This window comes from Shewanella sp. Actino-trap-3 (assembly GCF_002836275.1).
In the GTDB taxonomy this organism is placed as follows: domain Bacteria; phylum Pseudomonadota; class Gammaproteobacteria; order Enterobacterales; family Shewanellaceae; genus Shewanella; species Shewanella psychromarinicola.
The window spans coordinates 2,100,152-2,119,948 of record NZ_PJCE01000001.1 but is presented as its reverse complement, the minus strand read 5'-3'; the positions used below and the strand labels follow the sequence as shown (position 1 = coordinate 2,119,948).

19 protein-coding genes are annotated in these 19,797 nt (G+C 42.0%); 18 read left to right on the top strand and 1 reads right to left on the bottom strand.

Annotated features, from left to right (window positions below):
- Window positions 1-36 precede the first annotated feature (36 nt).
- The 18 genes from CXF80_RS09010 to dinB all read left to right on the top strand — a co-directional run bounded on the left by CXF80_RS09010 (window position 37) and on the right by dinB (window position 18,158).
- On the top strand, window positions 37-1,005 hold the full coding sequence (locus tag CXF80_RS09010) for a magnesium transporter CorA family protein (protein ID WP_101032556.1): 969 nt from the start codon (window positions 37-39) through the stop codon (window positions 1,003-1,005).
- A 31-nt stretch (window positions 1,006-1,036) separates the two neighbouring features.
- Complete coding sequence (locus CXF80_RS09005) at window positions 1,037-1,696, top strand: alpha-ketoglutarate-dependent dioxygenase AlkB family protein (protein WP_101032555.1); 660 nt, start codon at window positions 1,037-1,039, stop codon at window positions 1,694-1,696.
- Window positions 1,697-1,978: 282 nt separating this feature from the next.
- Window positions 1,979-3,400 (top strand): DASH family cryptochrome, encoded by a 1,422-nt coding sequence (locus CXF80_RS09000; RefSeq protein ID WP_101032554.1) that lies wholly within the window; start codon window positions 1,979-1,981, stop codon window positions 3,398-3,400.
- A 142-nt stretch (window positions 3,401-3,542) separates the two neighbouring features.
- Window positions 3,543-3,842 carry a BolA family protein gene (locus tag CXF80_RS08995; protein ID WP_101032553.1) on the top strand — a complete coding sequence of 100 codons (300 nt, stop codon included), beginning with the start codon at window positions 3,543-3,545 and terminating at the stop codon, window positions 3,840-3,842.
- A gap of 149 nt (window positions 3,843-3,991) precedes the next feature.
- Entirely contained in the window at window positions 3,992-5,116 is a 1,125-nt protein-coding gene (locus CXF80_RS08990) for a TRAP transporter substrate-binding protein (RefSeq protein ID WP_101032552.1), read from the top strand.
- A 90-nt stretch (window positions 5,117-5,206) separates the two neighbouring features.
- Window positions 5,207-5,716: an S-ribosylhomocysteine lyase gene (gene luxS / locus CXF80_RS08985; protein ID WP_101032551.1), complete on the top strand. Its 510-nt coding sequence runs from the start codon at window positions 5,207-5,209 to the stop codon at window positions 5,714-5,716.
- 201 nt (window positions 5,717-5,917) lie between these two features.
- Window positions 5,918-7,993, top strand: a complete 2,076-nt coding sequence (locus tag CXF80_RS08980; protein ID WP_101032550.1) for a TonB-dependent receptor domain-containing protein — start codon at window positions 5,918-5,920, stop codon at window positions 7,991-7,993.
- Window positions 7,994-8,449: 456 nt separating this feature from the next.
- Window positions 8,450-9,784, top strand: a complete 1,335-nt coding sequence (locus CXF80_RS08975; RefSeq protein ID WP_101032549.1) for a Na(+)-translocating NADH-quinone reductase subunit A — start codon at window positions 8,450-8,452, stop codon at window positions 9,782-9,784.
- Entirely contained in the window at window positions 9,784-10,983 is a 1,200-nt protein-coding gene (locus CXF80_RS08970) for an NADH:ubiquinone reductase (Na(+)-transporting) subunit B (protein ID WP_101032548.1), read from the top strand. Before CXF80_RS08975 ends, CXF80_RS08970 begins: the two co-directional genes overlap by 1 nt.
- Window positions 10,976-11,761, top strand: coding sequence for a Na(+)-translocating NADH-quinone reductase subunit C (locus CXF80_RS08965; protein ID WP_101032547.1), 786 nt, complete (start codon window positions 10,976-10,978; stop codon window positions 11,759-11,761). The genes CXF80_RS08970 and CXF80_RS08965 overlap by 8 nt, the downstream gene beginning before the upstream one ends.
- Window positions 11,761-12,393, top strand: coding sequence for an NADH:ubiquinone reductase (Na(+)-transporting) subunit D (locus tag CXF80_RS08960; protein ID WP_101032546.1), 633 nt, complete (start codon window positions 11,761-11,763; stop codon window positions 12,391-12,393). Before CXF80_RS08965 ends, CXF80_RS08960 begins: the two co-directional genes overlap by 1 nt.
- A gap of 5 nt (window positions 12,394-12,398) precedes the next feature.
- The gene (nqrE, locus tag CXF80_RS08955) at window positions 12,399-13,007 is read left to right on the top strand and encodes an NADH:ubiquinone reductase (Na(+)-transporting) subunit E (protein WP_101032545.1); all 609 of its coding nucleotides are present in this window, start codon (window positions 12,399-12,401) and stop codon (window positions 13,005-13,007) included.
- Between the two features lie 46 nt (window positions 13,008-13,053).
- The gene (gene nqrF, locus CXF80_RS08950; protein WP_101032544.1) at window positions 13,054-14,301 is read left to right on the top strand and encodes an NADH:ubiquinone reductase (Na(+)-transporting) subunit F; all 1,248 of its coding nucleotides are present in this window, start codon (window positions 13,054-13,056) and stop codon (window positions 14,299-14,301) included.
- A 123-nt stretch (window positions 14,302-14,424) separates the two neighbouring features.
- Entirely contained in the window at window positions 14,425-15,447 is a 1,023-nt protein-coding gene (locus CXF80_RS08945) for an FAD:protein FMN transferase (RefSeq protein ID WP_101032543.1), read from the top strand.
- A gap of 86 nt (window positions 15,448-15,533) precedes the next feature.
- Window positions 15,534-15,758 (top strand): (Na+)-NQR maturation NqrM, encoded by a 225-nt coding sequence (gene nqrM / locus CXF80_RS08940; RefSeq protein WP_101032542.1) that lies wholly within the window; start codon window positions 15,534-15,536, stop codon window positions 15,756-15,758.
- A 232-nt stretch (window positions 15,759-15,990) separates the two neighbouring features.
- A complete protein-coding gene (gene bfr, locus CXF80_RS08935) occupies window positions 15,991-16,461 on the top strand; it encodes a bacterioferritin (RefSeq protein WP_101032541.1) in 471 nt (156 codons plus the stop codon).
- Between the two features lie 12 nt (window positions 16,462-16,473).
- Window positions 16,474-16,941 (top strand): bacterioferritin, encoded by a 468-nt coding sequence (bfr, locus tag CXF80_RS08930; RefSeq protein WP_101032540.1) that lies wholly within the window; start codon window positions 16,474-16,476, stop codon window positions 16,939-16,941.
- A gap of 137 nt (window positions 16,942-17,078) precedes the next feature.
- Complete coding sequence (dinB, locus tag CXF80_RS08925; RefSeq protein ID WP_101032539.1) at window positions 17,079-18,158, top strand: DNA polymerase IV; 1,080 nt, start codon at window positions 17,079-17,081, stop codon at window positions 18,156-18,158.
- Between the two features lie 87 nt (window positions 18,159-18,245).
- On the opposite strand, the gene CXF80_RS08920 is transcribed toward dinB, so the two are convergent.
- Entirely contained in the window at window positions 18,246-19,709 is a 1,464-nt protein-coding gene (locus CXF80_RS08920) for an aminoacyl-histidine dipeptidase (protein WP_101032538.1), read from the bottom strand.
- Window positions 19,710-19,797: the final 88 nt, after the last annotated feature.

Genomic DNA, 19,797 nt, shown 5'->3' with positions numbered 1-19,797 from the left:
TTATACTGCAATAATTTGCTGTTGAAAGGGCTATTCATGGCGATACAGATACTATTATTTAATGTGCAAGGTCTGTTGTTAGCTGAAGGTGATGAGACTCTCATGAGTCAATATGATCCGCAACAGCAGTTAATATGGGTCGATATTACGGGTCAGCATAGCCAAGCGTTTTTTAAGCAACATCCTGACTTTGGTATTGATCATCTCTATTTTGAAGAAGCACAGCGTGAACGTCATCCACCACAGTTTGAAGAATATGGCACACATTCGTATTTGTTAACCCACGAGCTTAAAGACAGGGAAGAATATCTTCTGCTTGAGCGTAGCCAGTTACTGCTACATGTGAATGACCATTTTTTAGTGACACAACACCTTAAACCGTCAATCAGTGTCAGCAAAGTTTTCCAACGGATCCGCGAGCAAGGTCACCTAGATAGCACGGACATGAGCCAAGTGTGTTTTGAACTAATGCGTCAAATTGTGATTGATTATCTGGCAGTGATGTTGGCGTTAGAAGAACGTTTAAGTGAAATAGAAGATGAGATTTTTGATGTTTCAACCGATGATTTACTTGCAGAGTTAATCGCTTATAGCAGTAAATTACAAAAAGCAAAACGTTCGTTTAGTTACCATGAAGAGATATTGCAACAATGGCTTCGCGATGACAGCCATCAGCATATTAAGATGGACTATGAACAACTGAGTTATTTATATAACCAGTTTGAACGGTTATCGAGTCGAGCCAGTCTTTATCAAGGTTTAGTGGACAGCTTAATCAATGGCTATATTTCAGTCAGTGCCCATAAAACCAATCGAGTGATGATGACGTTAACCATGGTCACGGCCATTTTTCTACCATTAACCTTAGTCGCGGGCATTTACGGAATGAACTTTGATAATATGCCTGAGTTAAAATGGCACTTTGGCTATTTTGCAGTATTGAGCCTAATGGCAGTGATTGTGTTATCAGGCTTGTGGATAGCTAAAATAAAGCGTTGGTATTAATCGAAGTGAGTGATTAAAGGAGGCTATTGAGGTGACAAAGTTTCAACATGGGTTAGATTTTGGCGATCCTCACGACGGCTTAACTCAAGATGATATTGTCGAGGCAAGGACTAAAAACCAAATCAGTCCACCTGTCACTTGGATTAAAGGCTTTTTGTCGCCTAAGCAGCAACAGTTATTGATAAATGAAGTTAATCACTATCCGTTAGAGCGGGTTTCTATACAAGTATATGGTAAGCAACATCTGACTCCTCGAACCCAGGCTTGGTTTGGCGACCCCGGTTGCGATTATCATTACTCCAAATTACACATCACCGCACTGGCTTGGCCAAAAGTATTAAGCCGATTACGTGTAAAATTGCTTAATGATCATCAAATCGACACTAATTCAGTATTAGTTAATCGCTATGCCGATGGCCACGACTGTATGGGATGGCACAGTGATGATGAACCTGAGATTGTCAGTGGTTCGGCGATTGCGTCGGTTACCTTGGGGGCCTGTCGAGACTTTGTTGTGCGCCATAAGCAAACTAAGACCAAAGTTAATTTTGCGCTCGCATCGGGCGACTTACTTATTATGCATTCCGGTATGCAGCAACACTGGCAACATGCTTTGCCTAAACGCCTTAAGGTTGTTGAGCCGCGTATTAACTTTACTTTTCGACAAATTATCCCCAATTATTATCGTTAATAGATATCGTTAACAGATATCGTTAATGGCCATAGCTAAAAGCGAAAGGCCTAGCGGCTAGGACGCTGCGCGGCTAGATGCTATAAAATCTTAGCAGCGAAGCTGTCCCTAGAAGCGAAGCGCTCTATCCGCGTAGCGAACTAGCAGCGAAGCGACTCTAGAACCTCGCAGACCGAAGGTCGAGCTAGTTTGAATATATAGCGAAAATAGATTATTACTGAACCGTTAACCACTGTGTTTACGTACCTATTAGGTATGGTTTCAAGATGTGGTAATAAATAGATGAACAATGCGGGTGGTCAAGGTTGCGTCGACTCAAACATAAAAACGACATCGCAATCAACAGTCCGGGCGCTTTATTGGTTAGGTGATGACCTGCGAATGGCAGACAATGCGATATTTTCTGATATTGCCCAGTATGCTCAGCAGTTGATGATAGTGTATTGCATCGACCCCAATTGGTTTCGAACAGCCCAATATCAAGCTCAGTATCTTGGAAAGCACAGATTACGATTTTTGCTTGAGTCATTACGGGCATTAGATGAAGCGCTCAATCAATATGGTCAACAGCTGCATATTGTTTACGCTTCAGCGCAAAAATCCTTGGCTTATATTATCCAAGCCCATGATATTTCCCGGGTCTATCGTAGTGATCATTGTGGTGCAGATGAGCAGACCGCTTGGCAATCGATTCAGCAGCAATGCCCCGATATTCAATATTCGACCATGACCACTCAAACTCTGTTTCACTCACAGCAACTTCCTTTTGAGCTAGCCGAACTTGCGCCAACATTCAGTCAGTTTCGCAAGCAAGTCGAGAACATCAATATTACCGCAGCAGCTGACGCAATATCTTGGTTGCCACCTATGGTCGCGCTTAAGCAGCAAGATAAACAGCTTCAGGCTTGGCTGTCTTACCCCGACTGGGTGCCACAAACTCAAATGATGAGCAATGTATTTTGCGGTGGCGAAGCACAAGGGCTATTACAATTAGAATGCTATTTTTCTTCAAACTTAGCGCATCACTACAAGGAGATGCGTAATGAGCTTGATGGTTGGGAATGCTCGACAAAGTTTTCACCTTGGTTAGCTAATGGTTGTTTATCTGCAAGGCAAGTGGTGTCTGCCTTGCAGCAATTTGAATCACAACATGGTGCGAGCCAATCAAGCCAGTGGATTTTGTATGAGCTACTTTGGCGTGAGTATTTTCATTGGTATGGCTTTAAATTCAATAAACAGCTATTTCGATTCTCTGGCATTAGTGGGCGTAAGCCGTTAACCAGTTTTTATGTGCAACGTATTCAAGCGTGGAAAACTGCCAGTACACCTTTCCCTTTAGTGAATGCGTTGATGAAGCAATTAAATGACACCGGTTATATGTCAAATCGCGGTAGGCAAATTGTGGCAAGTTGCTTTGTGAATGAACTACAATGTGATTGGCGTTATGGTGCCGCTTATTTTCAACAGCAGTTAATTGATTATGATGTTGCCGTGAATTGGGGCAATTGGCAGTATCTGGCGGGTGTTGGCGCCGATCCTCGCGGCGCTAGGCACTTTAATCTTGAAAAACAGCAGCAGACATATGACCCACACGGGCTATTTATCAATGCATGGCTAGGGCGTGAGGTGTTACAACAACAAGACGAGGACAATGCTGCGTATTGCATGGATAGTGTCGATATAGCAGATTGGCCAAGAAGCTGATCGATAATGGTCATTAATATGCGTCGATATCGACTAGATAGAATGTGTGCACAAACTTTAAGTTTTAGTCTGCTTGTTTGACCTTTATTCGGCAAAGCAGTACCCTTCGATTTCATCGATATGGATTAACAAGAGTATTACTATGTCTGTCCAACAAATCATTACTGATAAATTGAATCATGCCTTCGAGCCATCGCATCTTGAGGTGATTAACGAAAGTAATCGTCATCATGTTCCGCCTAATTCTGAAACCCATTTTAAAGTGGTTGTGGTTAGCGATAAATTTAGTGAACAGCGTTTGCTTGCCCGTCACCGTTTGATTAACCAAGCGCTTGCAGATGAGTTAGCTAACGGTGTGCATGCATTATCCATCAATGCTTATACTCAGCCAGAATGGCAAGCATTGGATAAAGTACCTAAAACCCCTAATTGTAAAGGCTAATTGTTATTAACTTACTGGTCTATTTATAAAAAAACCTCACGGATTATGTGAGGTTTTTTATTTTGTATTGTAACGTGGCGGTATTTGTCACTGGTTATGATTATGTTACAGTTATGAAATAGAAGAGTGCGATTGAAAAGGATATTTACATGAGCAAGGTGATTCAAACCTGCTGGTTAATGGGTCTAACCTTGTTGTTGGGCTGCCAACCAGAGACTCCTTCAAAGACAAATTCTCTTTCTCAAATAGATTCAACCCCCCTTCAAGTGATTGAATGGCGCTTAGCAACGTCATGGCCAAAAAACCTAGCCGGTTTGGGCATGGCACCAGAACGGTTTGCTCAACTAGTCAATCAGATGTCTAACGGCCGTTTAGTGATCAATGTTTACGGTGCGGGCGAGTTAATGCCAGCCTTATCCGTGTTCGATGCTGTTAGCAATGGCACGATTGAAATGGCGCATAGCGCGTCATATTATTGGAAAGAAAAAGCGCCCGCAGCCCAGTTTTTCTCATCGATCCCTTTTGGTTTAACGGCACAACAAATGAATGCATGGCTTCACTATGGCGGCGGGATGGAGCTGTGGGAGGAAGTTTATCAGCCTTTTGGTATTTTACCGCTGGCAGGTGGAAACACCGGTATGCAAATGGGGGGCTGGTTTAATAAAATCATTGCAACACCTGAAGACTTTAAGGGTCTTAAGATGCGTTTACCGGGCATTGGTGGCGAAGTATTTAAGAAACTGGGGGGCATTCCGGTAACGGCGCTAGCGGGTAGAGAATTATACGGTGCGCTGCAGACTGGCGCGATTGATGCTGCCGAATGGGTTGGGCCTTATAATGATTTGCCTCTTGGACTAGATCAGGTGGCCAAATATTACTATTACCCTGGTTGGCATGAACCGGGGTCAACGATGGAATTTCTGATCAATAAGCAGGCTTTTTCGACCTTGCCCGATGATTTACAAGCGATTGTGAAAGTAGCAGCCAGAGCGATAAATCAAGATATGCTAGATGATTATACTCAAGGCCATATCGCTGCGATGGACATTTTGCTTAATGAACACCATGTGCAGGTTAAACCCTTTCCCAACGCTGTGATCCGTGCGTTAAAACAAGCAAGAAATGAAGTTCTTAACCATGAAGCCGCTAAAGATGTGCTGTTTAATAAAGTTCTTGAGTCTTACATAGCCAATGAAAAATCAGTAAAACGCTATTTTAGTTATACTGAAGATGCGTTAAGTCGGTTTGAATTAGACGCGCAACAGCAAGAGTAAACTCAGACTGTGACAATGTTTGAATAGTGGTACTATCTTGGAATTAGGCAATATATTGTCGAATTATTTTACTTATTTAGGGAGAAATCAATGCCTTTATTAGACAGTTTTACCGTAGATCATACTCGTATGAATGCTCCAGCGGTTCGCGTTGCTAAGCACATGAGCACCCCTAGTGGCGATGCTATTACTGTATTTGATTTGCGTTTTTGTGCACCCAATAAAGATATCCTCAGTGAGCGAGGTATCCATACCCTTGAGCATTTGTTTGCAGGCTTTATGCGCGAACATTTAAACGGTGATGGTATAGAGATTATTGATATTTCACCGATGGGATGCCGTACCGGTTTTTACATGAGCTTAATTGGTCAACCGACAGAAAGTAAAGTTGCAGATGCCTGGCTAGCGGCAATGATTGACGTAACCAATGTCATTGACCAGAAAGATATTCCTGAGTTAAATGAATATCAATGTGGTACTTACGAAATGCATTCGTTAACACAAGCGCAAGACATTGCTCGGATGATCATTGCCGCGGGCGTGAGCGTTAACCAAAATGATGACTTAAAACTGAGTGATGAAATTTTAGGCAATCTTTAATTTAATTGATTGAGTTCATACCCATGAGAAAAGCGGCTTTGGCCGCTTTTTTTTGCTAATAAAACACCCAATGTCGAGTAAACGTTAATAGCACGCTATTTTTATGTAACTGAAACCGTTATTGTAATAAGCGTAACTTAGTGATTTATTCGTCATTTTAAACGATCTTTTGCGTGAACAGACACATATACGGAGATTAATATGTCTAACCACCCATTTAGCCTGTCAGTGCTAGCAGTCGCAGTGCTTTATGTTTGTCATTCTACAAATGCCGTTGCAGAAACGGTAACAGAGTCTATTGATAACCTTAATAATCAACTCGATTTGCAGCAGTTATCGATAAGCCAATTTCATTATCGCCAAAGTGATATTCCGCTAGGGTTGACGGGCGCGACAGTGTTACCTACCGGATCACATCAGGATGTGACCATCACACATGCTGGTGCCATTGACGGTGTAGCCATTTTACAGGATGGTATTTTCTTTTCTCCTGCGCCGTATTCTGGACAACATTTAGTGTTGCAGCCCAATTTATTGCACCAGCAAAAAGTGTCTTTTTCGAGCATGACCAGTGTGACTGAGAGTTCGCAAGCGGCTTTTGGTAAGCTTGACTATCAGTCTATAAAAATTAGCCCCAAAAAATATGCAACTGATCTCAACCTCGAAGGCAGTGACAATAATGCAATTAATGGTGGCGTAGTAGTGAGCGGTACTACAAAGCAAAATGGCATGTTACTGGCACTCGATTATCAATCGGCATCTGACGATGTGGGTTATCGTGCCCCGCAAGATACAGATGCTACTCATAAAGATATTCTATTCAAAATTGCGGCCGATAGTTTACCTGGTGCAAGCAATAAACAAACGACCGAGTTCAGTTATCAGTATTCATCGCAAGATGATGATCGAGGAACATTGGGGTTAACAGCTGCTGATTTTTCGTTAGACCCGACTCAATTATACTCCGCAGCCAGCACCGACAATATTGAAGGCGAACGTCAACGCTACGTATTAGCCCATAAGGTCATATTGTCTGCTACTTCGACGATGGCGACAGACTTTTATTACCAAACCTATTCACAACAATCTCGAGAAATGCGTTTTGTTGATGGTCAGCAAATTGACAGCGCTTTGTTGTCTAGTATCGCCATGTTTGAAGCCGTTCCCACCGCCGATGGGATGAACTTAGGAGCGTTAACACAAAATAACGATTTTGCTGGCTTTGGTATGCAAACCAAAAGTGTCAGCATGTATGGTCAGCATCAGGTGACTTATAGTGCGCGCTACCATACAGATAAAGCTGAAATGCGTTTAGGTCAACGTGAGTGGTCGTGGAACAATGATTTATCACTGACGCCGACAACAGATGATGAATATGCACTGACTTATACTGATGATGCTTCGGCATTTTCATCAGCGGTAGACACTAAATTAAATTATGATCAGTGGTCTATCAATCTCGGTTTAGGTTATGAGCATGTCAGCGTTTCTCGTGAGCTTGGTGATGTAAATACGAGCCTTAATGCGGCGGACTTTTCTGATGATGGCTGGTCGCCTTCTGTTGAAGTGGCTTATCAGAGTGGATCATGGTTAACCGCGCTGCAAGTCAAACAAGCTTGGACAGTCGCTTCAGCGGGGAATATTGAGCAAACTGCTCAAGAAGCACTGCAATATCAATTAGCATTAAGCTACCAGCAAGATGCTTTATCGATTGCAATGACGGGTTATATGCATGATTACGATAGCCAACACGTAAGCTGTATGCAGGGCATGATATGTGACTACGAACAAATATCATTACAAGAGAATATTAATGACGTTTCTGTTGTGGGCGCAGACTTGAGCATAGCGTATGGGCTGACATTTGATCACTTTTCTATTCCATTGAACGTAAAGTACCAATATACCCAAGCTGAAACCGATAACGCCGATTGCAATGAGTTGATGGGATGCTTTGCTGCTAATAGCCAATTACCATGGGTCCCAGAACAACAACTGACGTTAAGCTCGGGTGTTGTTTATGGCGACATGTCTATTATAGCGCAAGCCTTGTATCAATCTGAGTTAGGTTATCAAGCAACACTTACTAATGAGCGTACTATTGACAGTCAGTGGAAGGTTGATTTAGCCGCAACTTATCGTTTGACCGCACAACATGAATTATATGTTCGAGTTGAAAATCTGTTAGATGAAGAATTAGTTGCAAATGTCACTGCAATGGGATTTCAAGGACAGTCGGAAATGATCACGTATTTTGGTTATAAAGGTCATTTCTAGAGAGTCGTTTCTAGACGCTGGCAAGCTTGAGTCATATTTGGTTACAGCTTATGTTGTTTTTATGTCAAAACACCAATACCACCCAAGTGACTACTCATTTGGGTGGTATTATTTTTGCTACAACTGTTTTTGTGAGTGAACAACTAAAATTATTTCTTTAAAATTAATGCTATAGTCTCTTTGTTAGAATCTAGCATACGGCATAACCCCCTCAGGTTCTTATCCGTTTAGTCTGATCTAAAATCCATTTATCAAAGTAATGTATTGTTATGAAAACACCTATAATTTTCGTGGCGATAGTCTCATATTTGCGGTAAAATGCGCGCGACCAGCGTGATTATGATCGCATTTTCGAGTTAAATCTGCGCTAGCTCAAATAGCAAGTATATGTTAATACTTTGTTTTTTTAGCGGAACGTGGCGCATTGTCTTTCCTTCAAACGTAGTGCTTGTGGATATGATTACAATTAAGAAAGGATTGGAACTGCCTATAGCAGGCGGTCCAGAGCAAGTTATCCATAATGGCCCAGCCATTAGACACGTAGCTACTTTGGGTGAAGAGTATATTGGCTTACGTCCTACGATGAAGATCAAAGTGGGCGACAAAGTACAAAAAGGCCAAGTTCTTTTTGAAGATAAAAAGAATCTAGGCGTTAAATATACGGCTTTAGCCAGTGGTACTATTTTAGAAATAAACCGAGGTGCAAGACGTGTACTTCAGTCAGTAGTTATTGCTGTGGAAGGTGACGATAGCGTTGCTTTTGCTCAATATGATGCTGATAAGTTAGACACGTTAGACGCACAAGTTGTTCGTGATAATCTGATTGACTCAGGTTTATGGACGGCTTTGCGTACACGCCCTTTCAGTAAAGTGCCCGCCGTAGATTCTACTGCAGCAGGTATTTTTGTGACTGCCATTGATACCCAACCTCTTGCTGCCGATCCTGTGGTAGTCATAGCTCAACATAAAGAAGATTTTGCTAACGGCCTTAATGTCCTAGCACGATTAACTGAAGGTAAAGTTTACCTATGTAAAGCACAAGGTGCCGATATTCCAGCAGCCAATGCTCACGTTCAAGAATTTGCGGGTAAACACCCAGCAGGTTTGGTGGGTACGCATATTCATCACGTTCTTCCCGCTTCTGCAGCACGAACTGTTTGGCATGTTGGCTATCAGGATGTGATTGCTTTTGGCCAGCTGTTTACTCAAGGTGTGTTAAACACTGAGCGTGTGGTTGCGATTGGCGGTCCTAAAGCGAAAAATCCTCGTCTTGTTCGTAGCGTTTTAGGTGCAAGCATCACTGAACTGACTGCTGATGAAACGGTTGGTGATGGTGTTCGTGTGATTTCGGGGTCAGTGTTAAGCGGCCTTACTGCGGTAGGACCTCAAGCTTATTTGGGTCGATATCATCAACAGGTAAGTGTACTGGAAGAAGGTAATGAGAAAGAATTATTTGGTTGGGCTATGCCTGGTGCCGATAAGTTCTCTATCACTCGTGCATTCTTAGGCCACTTAAGCCCATCGCGTCTATTTAATATGACCACTAGCACTTGCGGTTCAGACCGTGCAATGGTGCCTATTGGTAACTATGAACGCGTGATGCCTCTAGACATTCTACCTACTATGCTACTTCGTGATTTACTCTCTGGTGATTTTGACGGCGCAGCCCGTTTAGGCGCATTAGAGTTAGATGAAGAAGACTTGGCATTGTGTACGTTCGTATGTCCAGGTAAGTATGACTACGGTTCATATTTGCGTGACTGTCTAGATACGATCGAGAGGGAAGGCTAATGAGTTTGAAAGATTTTATCGAACGTATTGAGCCGCAATTTGAAAAAGGCGGCAAGTACGAAAAGTGGTATGCCCTTTATGAAGCGGCTGCCACAGTATTTTATACTCCAGGTAAAGTGAATCACGGGGCAACCCATGTTCGCGATAATGTTGACTTAAAACGTATTATGATTACGGTTTGGGCATGTACATTCCCAGCAATGTTTTTTGGTATGTACAACGTAGGTTTACAAGCTCAAATCGCGATGGGCGCCGATTTCGGTTCCCCCGATATTTGGCAAGTAGGCTTATTTGAATTATTTGGAGCTCAACTTTCTGCAGACTCTGGCATTGCGTCCTTGATGTTCTATGGTGCGTGCTTCTTCCTACCTATCTATGCAGTGACTTTTATTGTCGGTGGTTTTTGGGAAGTGCTGTTTGCGTCAGTGCGTGGCCATGAAATTAACGAAGGTTTCTTCGTTACTTCGGTTCTCTTTGCCTTGACCTTACCAGCAACTATCCCATTGTGGATGGTCGCACTAGGTATTACCTTTGGTGTGGTAGTTGCAAAAGAAATCTTCGGCGGCACAGGGCGTAACTTCTTAAACCCTGCATTAGCTGGCCGTGCTTTCTTATACTTTGCTTACCCTTTAAGCATGTCTGGTGATACTACATGGGTTGTCGCTGACGGTTACTCTGGTGCAACGGCATTAAGTCAAGCGGCACAAGGTACTTTCGACTATGCCTCAACCACCAACTGGATTGATGCTTTCATGGGCTTTATCCCCGGTTCTGTAGGTGAAGGGTCTACCTTTGCTATTTTACTAGGTGGTCTAGTTATTATTTATGCCCGTATTGCATCTTGGCGTATTGTCGGTGGTGTCTTCTTAGGTATGGTGGCAATTTCTACTCTACTTAATATGATTGGTAGCGACACAAACCCGATGTTTGCAATGCCATGGTATTGGCACTTAGTGTTAGGTGGCTTTGCCTTTGGTATGATGTTTATGGCGACAGATCCTGTTTCTGCGTCGTTTACGAGTACGGCTAAGTGGGCATACGGTTTCCTTATTGGTGCAATGGTGGTGTTTATCCGTGTGGTTAACCCTGCATTCCCTGAAGGCATTATGTTAGCTATTCTGTTTGCTAACTTATTTGCGCCATTATTTGACCACTTTGTAGTACAGGCAAATATTAAGCGGAGGATTGCTCGTGGCTAGTAATAAAGATTCGTTCGGTAGAACGCTATTTGTTGTTGTCGGCTTATGTCTTATTTGTTCAGTGCTTGTTTCAACTGCGGCGGTGTTATTAAAACCTATTCAGCAAGAAAATAAGTTACTCGATAAGCAAAAGTATATTCTTGATGCGGCGAGCCTTATCAATACCAAAGAAGGTAACGTCACCAAAAAAGAAATTCTAAGCAAGTACGAGCAATATGTTGAAGCTCGGTTAGTTGACCTTAAAACCGGTGAATTTGTTGAGGGTGATGCTAACGTTTATGATCAACGTAAAGCCTCTCGTGATACTGACCGGTCATCTATCCCTGAAAATGATATTGCCTCAATCAAACGTGTTGCAGATAAAGCGGTTGTGTACCTTGTTCGTAATGACGAAGGTAAACTGACTAGCGTGATTTTACCTATCCACGGTTATGGTTTGTGGTCAACCATGTATGCATTTTTGGCATTAGACACTGACCTAAATACGGTGCAAGGACTCGTTTATTATGACCAAGGTGAAACCCCTGGTTTAGGTGGCGAAGTTGAAAATCCAAAATGGAAAGCATTGTGGAAAGGTAAAGAGTTATTTGATGCTCAAGGTAACTTGGCAATTAGTGTAACTAAAAACCCTGTAGTGGCGAGCTCTGTTCATGGTGTTGATGCACTTTCCGGTGCAACATTGACCAGTAACGGTGTGCAACACTCATTGGATTTTTGGTTAGGTAAAGAAGGTTTCGCTGACTTTATCGCTAAAGCACGCAACGGAGGGTTAAGCTAATGGCTGACGCTAAAGAACTTAAACAGATTCTGACCGGACCAATTATCAATAACAACCCAATTGCATTGCAAATTTTGGGTGTGTGTAGTGCACTTGCTGTGACCAGTAAATTAGAAACAGCATTGGTAATGACGATTGCATTAACAGCGGTAACAGCGTTTTCTAACCTGTTTATTTCGCTTATTCGTAATCATATTCCAAGCAGTGTGCGTATTATTGTACAGATGACCATTATTGCTTCATTAGTGATTGTAGTAGACGAACTACTGCAAGCTTATGCTTATGCCATTTCTAAACAGTTGTCAGTATTTGTTGGTTTGATTATTACTAACTGTATTGTAATGGGTCGTGCTGAAGCTTACGCAATGAAAACGCCTCCTATGATGAGCTTTATGGACGGGATCGGTAACGGTTTAGGTTATGGAGCTATTCTATTGTCTGTTGGTTTTGTGCGAGAACTATTTGGTAATGGTTCATTATTTGGCGTAGAAATCCTCAGCAAAATCTCTGATGGTGGTTGGTATCAGCCTAACGGTTTATTACTGTTGCCACCCAGTGCATTCTTCTTGATCGGTGGGTTGATCTGGTTGATCCGTACTTATAAGCCAGAGCAAGTTGAAGCAAAAGGGTAAACGCAATGGAACATTATATTAGTTTATTAATTCGTTCAATTTTCATTGAAAACATGGCGCTAGCGTTCTTCTTAGGTATGTGTACTTTCTTAGCGGTATCAAAGAAAGTGACTACTGCGATGGGACTTGGTGTTGCCGTTATTGTGGTACTGGCTATTTCGGTTCCTGCTAACCAAATTATTTATCAAAGTTTACTCGCTCCAGGCGCATTAGCTTGGGCTGGTTTGCCTGAAGCTGATTTGAGCTTCTTGAAGTTCATCACCTTTATCGGTGTGATTGCAGCATTGGTACAAATTTTGGAAATGGCGTTAGACAAATATTTCCCACCTTTGTACAACGCGTTAGGTATTTTCTTACCTTTAATTACCGTGAACTGTGCAATTTTTGGTGCAGTCTCTTTCATGGTAGAGCGTGATTATAACCTTGGTGAGAGCGTAGTATTTGGTATCGGCTCTGGTATTGGTTGGGCATTAGCAATTGTATTGTTAGCCGGTATTCGTGAAAAGATGAAATATTCTGACGTGCCAAATGGCTTACGTGGCCTAGGTATAACCTTCGTTTCAGCAGGCCTTATGGCTCTAGGTTTCATGTCATTCTCAGGTGTTTCTCTGTAAGAGTCACTGAGTCGACACATTAATTTGAACCTTTAAGGATAAGTGAATGGGTATTCTTGAATCTACTCCACTAGATGTCTATCTAGGTGTGAGTATGTTTACTGTGATTGTCTTAGTGTTGGTATTAGTGATTTTATTCGCTAAATCAAAACTGGTGGCAAGCGGTGATATCATGATTGGTATTAACGGCAACGCAGATAAAACAATTACAACAGGTGCTGGCGGCAAGTTACTTGGCGTTTTAGCCGACAACGGTATCTTCATTTCAAGTGCTTGTGGTGGCGGTGGCTCTTGTGGCCAGTGTCGTGTCAACATTATGTCTGGTGGTGGTGATATTCTACCCACTGAACTTGACCACATTAGTAAAGGCGAAGCCCGTCAGGGGTGTCGTTTATCTTGTCAGGTAAACGTGAAAGCTGATATGGAAATTGAGCTTGATGAAGAAATATTCGGCATCAAGAAATGGGAATGTGACGTTGTCTCTAACGATAACAAAGCGACGTTCATTAAAGAACTTAAGCTGCAAATCCCTGATGGCGAAACCGTGCCTTTCCGTGCCGGTGGTTATATTCAGATTGAAGCGCCGGCTCATCATATTAAATATGCTGAGTTTGAAGTGCCTGATAAGTACCGTGGCGATTGGGAACACTTTGGTTTCTTTAAGTTAGAATCAAAAGTAGACGAAGAAACTATTCGTGCTTACTCTATGGCTAACTACCCAGAGGAGTTTGGAATAATTATGTTGAACGTGCGTATTGCTACGCCACCGCCACGTAATTTAACCTTGCCTTGTGGTAAAATGTCTTCGTATATTTGGAGCTTAAAAGCTGGCGATAAAGTGACTATTTCTGGTCCATTTGGTGAGTTCTTTGCTAAAGACTCCGATGCGGAAATGGTATTCATTGGTGGTGGTGCCGGTATGGCCCCAATGCGTTCACACATTTTCGATCAGTTAAAGCGTCTTAAATCTAAACGTAAGATTAGCTTCTGGTACGGTGCGCGTTCGCAACGTGAAATGTTCTACGTTGAAGATTTTGACGGCTTAGCGGCTGAAAATGAAAATTTCAAATGGCATGTAGCGTTATCGGATCCGCAAGCTGAAGATAACTGGACTGGTTATACAGGCTTCATTCATAACGTATTGTATGAAAACTACTTACGTGACCATGATGCGCCAGAAGATTGTGAGTTTTACATGTGTGGACCTCCAATGATGAACGCAGCGGTTATTGGTATGCTAAAAGATTTAGGTGTCGAAGACGAAAATATCTTATTAGATGATTTTGGTGGTTAATGCGTTAACTTATAACGTTGACATGTAAGTCATTAAATTGCAGCAGTGCAGACAAGGTGGTCAAACACGAGTCTTGCACGCTGCAATTTTTTTTTGTTCATTTAATACAAGTGTAAATTTGAGATGACTGTAAAATCAATCAAGCAAGTGTTACTGCCAATATTGTTACTGCCAATATTATTGATCAGTAGCTGCAGCTCACCAGATCCGATTATTTCATTATCTGGTAGTACCATGGGGACCACTTATCATATTAAAGTGGTCCCCAATGGCAGCTTGCCAGGACCACAATTATTACAAGCCGAAATTGATATGGCATTGGACGTGGTTAACAATCAAATGTCGACTTACCGACATGACTCAGAACTGTCTAAGTTTAATCAATTACAAGTACAGCAAAGCGTTAAAGTATCGGCCGATACTATTAAAGTCATAAAAGAGGGCATGCGTCTTTATCAAGAGACCGATGGTGCGTTAGATATCACCTTAGGGCCAGTGATTAACCTGTGGGGGTTTGGCCCCGATAAGCGGCCTACAACGATCCCGACTCAAGCTCAAATTGACGCGGCTAAAGCTAAGATGGGGATCAAGGAACTGTCGATAAAAGGCTTAACATTAATTAAGCACAATGCAGACTTGTATGTTGATTTATCCTCAATAGCAAAAGGGTTTGGTGTCGATAAAATTGCATCTATATTAGACAAATATCACGTGTCTGGTTATTTAGTCGAAATTGGTGGTGAACTGAATGTTAAAGGCACTAAAGCCAATAATGTCGCGTGGCGAGTTGCAGTAGAACAGCCAACAAGCGAAGGACAAACGGTGCAGCAAGTGATTGAGCCCGGGACTATGTCATTAGCAACATCGGGTGATTATCGTAACTTTTATCAAGAGAATGGCGAACGCTTTTCACATCTAATTGATCCTCGTAACGGTTACCCGATAAAGCATCAACTTGCTTCTGCAACCGTGTTACACTCTAGTTGTATGACAGCGGATGGATATGCAACGGCCATGATGGTGTTAGGTACACAAGCTTCATTGACACTTGCTAGAGAGAAAAATTTAGCAGTAATGTTAATTGAGAAGCAAGAGCAGGGATATCAGGTCTATTACAGCGATGCGTTTAAATCGTATCTTGAGTAGGTTCCTTATTTTTAAACTAGTTGATTAAACGACTGATTGATTCAACTAGTAGTACCCTAATCTAAATGAGTTAATTGGAGTTTGTGATGAGCACATTTATTGCAGCGTTTGTAGTATTATTATTGTTCTTTTTATTTATGTCTGTGGGTTATATTGTAAAGAAGAAAGCCGTAGCAGGCAGTTGTGGTGGCTTAGGCGTTTTAGGTATTGAGAAGGCGTGTGACTGCGACGACCCATGTGATAGCCGCAAACGCCGTATGGAAAAAGAGCAAGCTCGAAATGAGTTGCTTAATCAAAATCGAATTATTTAACGACGTTTGTCATTTAAAGCCTAGGTTACCAAACTAATGCTTTGTAAAGAGCCTTCATTTTGAAGGCTTTTTTTATGTTTGTGTATTACTAGTGAGTTACAAATCTTAGTTATAATGATAATGGTTATCAATAGTAAGTGTGTGAAAAGAAAGGAAAATTTGCCTTTTCCCCTATAGTGTTTTATTCTATTTGTAATTGATCTAGATCACGTTATTTATCGAGGGCATTACTATGAAAGGTCATCCTAAAGTCATTAGCCAACTCAATCGAGTACTTACCTGTGAGCTGACTGCCATTAACCAATACTTTTTACATGCACGCATGTTTAAACATTGGGGATTGGAAAAGCTTAATGAGAAAGAATATAAAAAATCGATTGAAGACATGAAGCATGCTGATAAGCTGATTGAACGTGTATTGTTTCTTGAAGGTTTACCTAATCTGCAACAATTAGATAAATTGCGTATCGGTGAGCATGCTGAAGAAATGCTCAACTGCGATCTGGCGGCTATAACAGCACAAATTGCGCTTTTGCGTGAAGCCATTAAGGTATGCGAAACTCAGCAAGATTATGTTAGCCGCGATTTATTCGAAGATTTACTCGAAGATGAAGAAGAACATTTAGATTGGATTGAGTCGCAACAAGAGCTTATCAATCAAACGGGTATTCAAAATTATCTTCAATCACAAATTAACGACTAATAGGAAATTATCATGAAAGGCCATCCAGAAGTCATCGATGCACTAAATAGTTTATTAACCGGCGAGTTGTCTGCCATGGATCAATATTTCGTCCATGCTCATATGTACGAAGACTGGGGATTCAACGAACTGTATACCCGTATTTTGCACGAGTCAGACGACGAAAAGTTGCATGCTGCTAAATTAGTCCAACGGATTTTGTTTCTTGAAGGCACTCCCGATGTTGCCAGTCGTGAAGCGTTGAACATTGGTAAAGATGTGCAAGAAATGTTTAAAAGTGATTTAGCCTATGAATATCATGTTGCTGATCATTTACGTAAAGTGATCGCGCTATGCGAAGACAAAAGTGATTATCAAACTCGCGAAATTTTAGAGGTGTTGTTGGATGACACTGAGTCTGATCACATGTACTGGTTAGAAAAGCAATTAGGTCTGATTGAGCTGGTTGGTTTACAGAATTATTTACAGACCAAAATGTAACATATCTATTGATACTGGTTACCATTTACTAAAGCCCAACTGAGATTGGGCTTTTTTGTGTCAGTGAGACAATGATTGAATACTGTTTATATATACAGTATCATCATGGTAATTGAGTTAATGATGATGGTCATAGAATGCGTAAAATCATTCACATCGATATGGATTGCTATTTCGCTGCCGTTGAAATGCGAGATTTTCCTGAACTACGAGGGAAAGCCATTGCTGTCGGTGGCAGAAGTGATCGCCGAGGTGTAATAAGCACATGCAGTTATGAGGCCCGTCAATTTGGGGTGCGTAGCGCGATGTCCAGTTATCATGCACTGCAGTTGTGTCCGCAGTTAATTTTAGTGCCTGGACGCATGGAAGTGTATAAATCGGTTTCATTGCAAATTCGTGAGATTTTTCATCGATACACAGATCTCGTTGAGCCATTATCTTTAGATGAGGCTTACCTTGATGTCAGCGATTGCAACGTTCAGCAAGGCAGTGCCACATTAATTGCTAAAGCCATTCGCAACGATATTTTTGAGGCCACAGGATTAACGGCTTCAGCGGGTATTGCACCGATTAAGTTTTTAGCCAAAATCGCTTCCGATTTAAATAAGCCCAATGGTCAATATGTGATCACCCCCAATCAAATTAGTGATTTTGTAAAAGACTTGCCACTGAGTAAAATTCCCGGTGTTGGCAAGGTTACTTCAAAAAAGTTAGCCGATATTGGCTTAACCACTTGTTATGACGTGCAACAATATCCTAAGGCTCAATTAATTAAGGCTTTCGGTAAATTTGGCCATGTGTTGGCTGAGCGTGCACAAGGGATCGACTCAAGGCAAATTAGTCCACACCGAGTGCGTAAGTCTGTTGGGGTTGAAACCACCTTAGCCAAGGATATTTTTACCTTAGAACAATGTCATCAAGTGTTACCACAGCTTATTCAAGAACTCAGTGCTCGGGTACATCGCAGTGCTAATGACCGGCAGATCCACAAACAAGTTGTTAAGCTTAAATTTAATGATTTTAAACAAACCACAATCGAGCATCGCAGTGATGAGATTTCGATTAACTTGTTTCATGACTTGCTGCAACAAGCTTTGCAGCGTAGCCAAGGGCGGGGTATTCGTTTGATTGGCGTGAGTGTTGGTTTAGCCGACGTGACGTTGGCAGCGACAGATAATAGTGCGGATAAAATCACCCAGCTCGATTTACAGTTTTAACACTGGAACAATACAAAAATTAAAAGGCGACATTATTGTCGCCTTTTAGTTTGTTTATTGTGTTGATAACGTCATCACTAAAACGGATTAAGCATTTTTAGCTGGAATACGCTCTAGTACCGCAAGTAGCAATTGCCAGTACTGACCAACGGTGGTGATGTTGACCATTTCATCTGGGCTGTGTGGATAGCGAATGGTTGGCCCAATTGAGACCATGTCCATAAGTGGATAAGGTTGTTTAAATAAGCCACATTCAAGACCAGCATGGATCACCATGATGGTTGGGTCTTTTTTATAAATGTCGTTATAAGTTTCACGCACAATCGCCATAATGGGTGAGCTTGTGTCTGGCTTCCAACCGGGATAAGCACCACTTAGGTCAATGCTTGCACCCGACAAATTAGTCAGAGCGGTGAGCATTCCTGTGACTTCTTCACGACCAGAATCGATTAGCGAGCGAATAAGACACAAGATTTCAACGCTTTCATCTTCGGTACTGATCACGCCGATATTAAGCGAGGTTTCAGTCACACCTTGAACTTCATCACTCATGCGGATCACGCCGTTAGGGCTAGCATGCAATAAGTCGATTAAGGTATTTTGTGCCTCTTCATCCATCACTTTGGTGGGGGCGTCAATGGACTCTAGGCTTAGCACCATTGCTGGATCGACGAGCGCGAGCTCTTGTCTTACTAATGCTTGGAAAGCCTCCATCGCTTGATGTAATTTATCAACATTTTCAGCAGGAAGCATAAAGCTGATATGGGCTTCACGCGGAATGGCATTACGTAATGAGCCACCGCTAAAGCTGACAAGTTCTAATGCCAGTTCATCACTGTGTTTAAACAAAAAGCGGGCAAGTAGTTTGTTTGCATTGGCGCGACCAAGGTGAATGTTCACCCCTGAATGACCGCCTTTAAGTCCAGCTAATGTCAGCTGAAAACTGGTATTTGTGTGTTCAGGAGCTTGCCATGACATAGGTACGCTGATATGTGCATCAACTCCGCCTGCACAACCCATGTAAATTTCACCTTCTTGTTCAGAATCGGTGTTGATCAAGATGTCTGCATCAAGGTAACCCGCTTCTAAACCAAAAGCACCTGTCATACCGGCTTCTTCATCAATGGTGAGCAGGACTTCCAGTGGCCCATGCTTGATGTCTTTACTGCCTAATACCGCAAGCGCTGAAGACATACCAATGCCGTTATCTGATCCTAACGTTGTCCCTCTGGCTTTAACCCAATCACCATCAACATAGGCTTCAATTGGGTCCGTTTCAAAGTTATGTACTTTGTCAGCATTTTTTTGTGGCACCATATCAATGTGTGCTTGCAATACCACTATTTTACAGTTTTCCATTCCAGCAGTGGCAGGCTTACGGATGATTAAATTACCTACTTTGTCTTCAACAACCCCAAGGCCTTGGGCTTTTGCCCACTGTTGAATGTGTTGCGACAACGCATGTTCATGTTTTGATGGATGTGGAATAGCGCAAATTTGTTCGAACCATTGCCAAAGAGGCTGAGGATATAATTGAGTTAATGCAGTCACGAAACGCCCTCTAAGATGAATTTAGTCGATATACGACACAAAATATAATGTGATTTATTTTAACATATTCTGCGCGGTTACTTGATAT

Excerpts from the sequence above, each read along its gene's own strand:
- bfr (WP_101032540.1), top strand. The coding sequence starts at position 16,474 with ATGAAAGGCCATCCAGAAGTCATCGATGCACTAAATAGTTTATTAACC.
- CXF80_RS08960 (WP_101032546.1), top strand. The coding sequence starts at position 11,761 with ATGGCTGACGCTAAAGAACTTAAACAGATTCTGACCGGACCAATTATC.
- dinB (WP_101032539.1), top strand. The coding sequence starts at position 17,079 with ATGCGTAAAATCATTCACATCGATATGGATTGCTATTTCGCTGCCGTT.
- bfr (WP_101032541.1), top strand. The coding sequence starts at position 15,991 with ATGAAAGGTCATCCTAAAGTCATTAGCCAACTCAATCGAGTACTTACC.
- CXF80_RS08975 (WP_101032549.1), top strand. The coding sequence starts at position 8,450 with ATGATTACAATTAAGAAAGGATTGGAACTGCCTATAGCAGGCGGTCCA.
- nqrM (WP_101032542.1), top strand. The coding sequence starts at position 15,534 with ATGAGCACATTTATTGCAGCGTTTGTAGTATTATTATTGTTCTTTTTA.
- nqrF (WP_101032544.1), top strand. The coding sequence starts at position 13,054 with ATGGGTATTCTTGAATCTACTCCACTAGATGTCTATCTAGGTGTGAGT.
- CXF80_RS08980 (WP_101032550.1), top strand. The coding sequence starts at position 5,918 with ATGTCTAACCACCCATTTAGCCTGTCAGTGCTAGCAGTCGCAGTGCTT.
- CXF80_RS08995 (WP_101032553.1), top strand. The coding sequence starts at position 3,543 with ATGTCTGTCCAACAAATCATTACTGATAAATTGAATCATGCCTTCGAG.
- luxS (WP_101032551.1), top strand. The coding sequence starts at position 5,207 with ATGCCTTTATTAGACAGTTTTACCGTAGATCATACTCGTATGAATGCT.
- nqrE (WP_101032545.1), top strand. The coding sequence starts at position 12,399 with ATGGAACATTATATTAGTTTATTAATTCGTTCAATTTTCATTGAAAAC.
- CXF80_RS08970 (WP_101032548.1), top strand. The coding sequence starts at position 9,784 with ATGAGTTTGAAAGATTTTATCGAACGTATTGAGCCGCAATTTGAAAAA.
- CXF80_RS08945 (WP_101032543.1), top strand. The coding sequence starts at position 14,425 with ATGACTGTAAAATCAATCAAGCAAGTGTTACTGCCAATATTGTTACTG.
- CXF80_RS08990 (WP_101032552.1), top strand. The coding sequence starts at position 3,992 with ATGAGCAAGGTGATTCAAACCTGCTGGTTAATGGGTCTAACCTTGTTG.
- CXF80_RS09000 (WP_101032554.1), top strand. The coding sequence starts at position 1,979 with ATGAACAATGCGGGTGGTCAAGGTTGCGTCGACTCAAACATAAAAACG.
- CXF80_RS09010 (WP_101032556.1), top strand. The coding sequence starts at position 37 with ATGGCGATACAGATACTATTATTTAATGTGCAAGGTCTGTTGTTAGCT.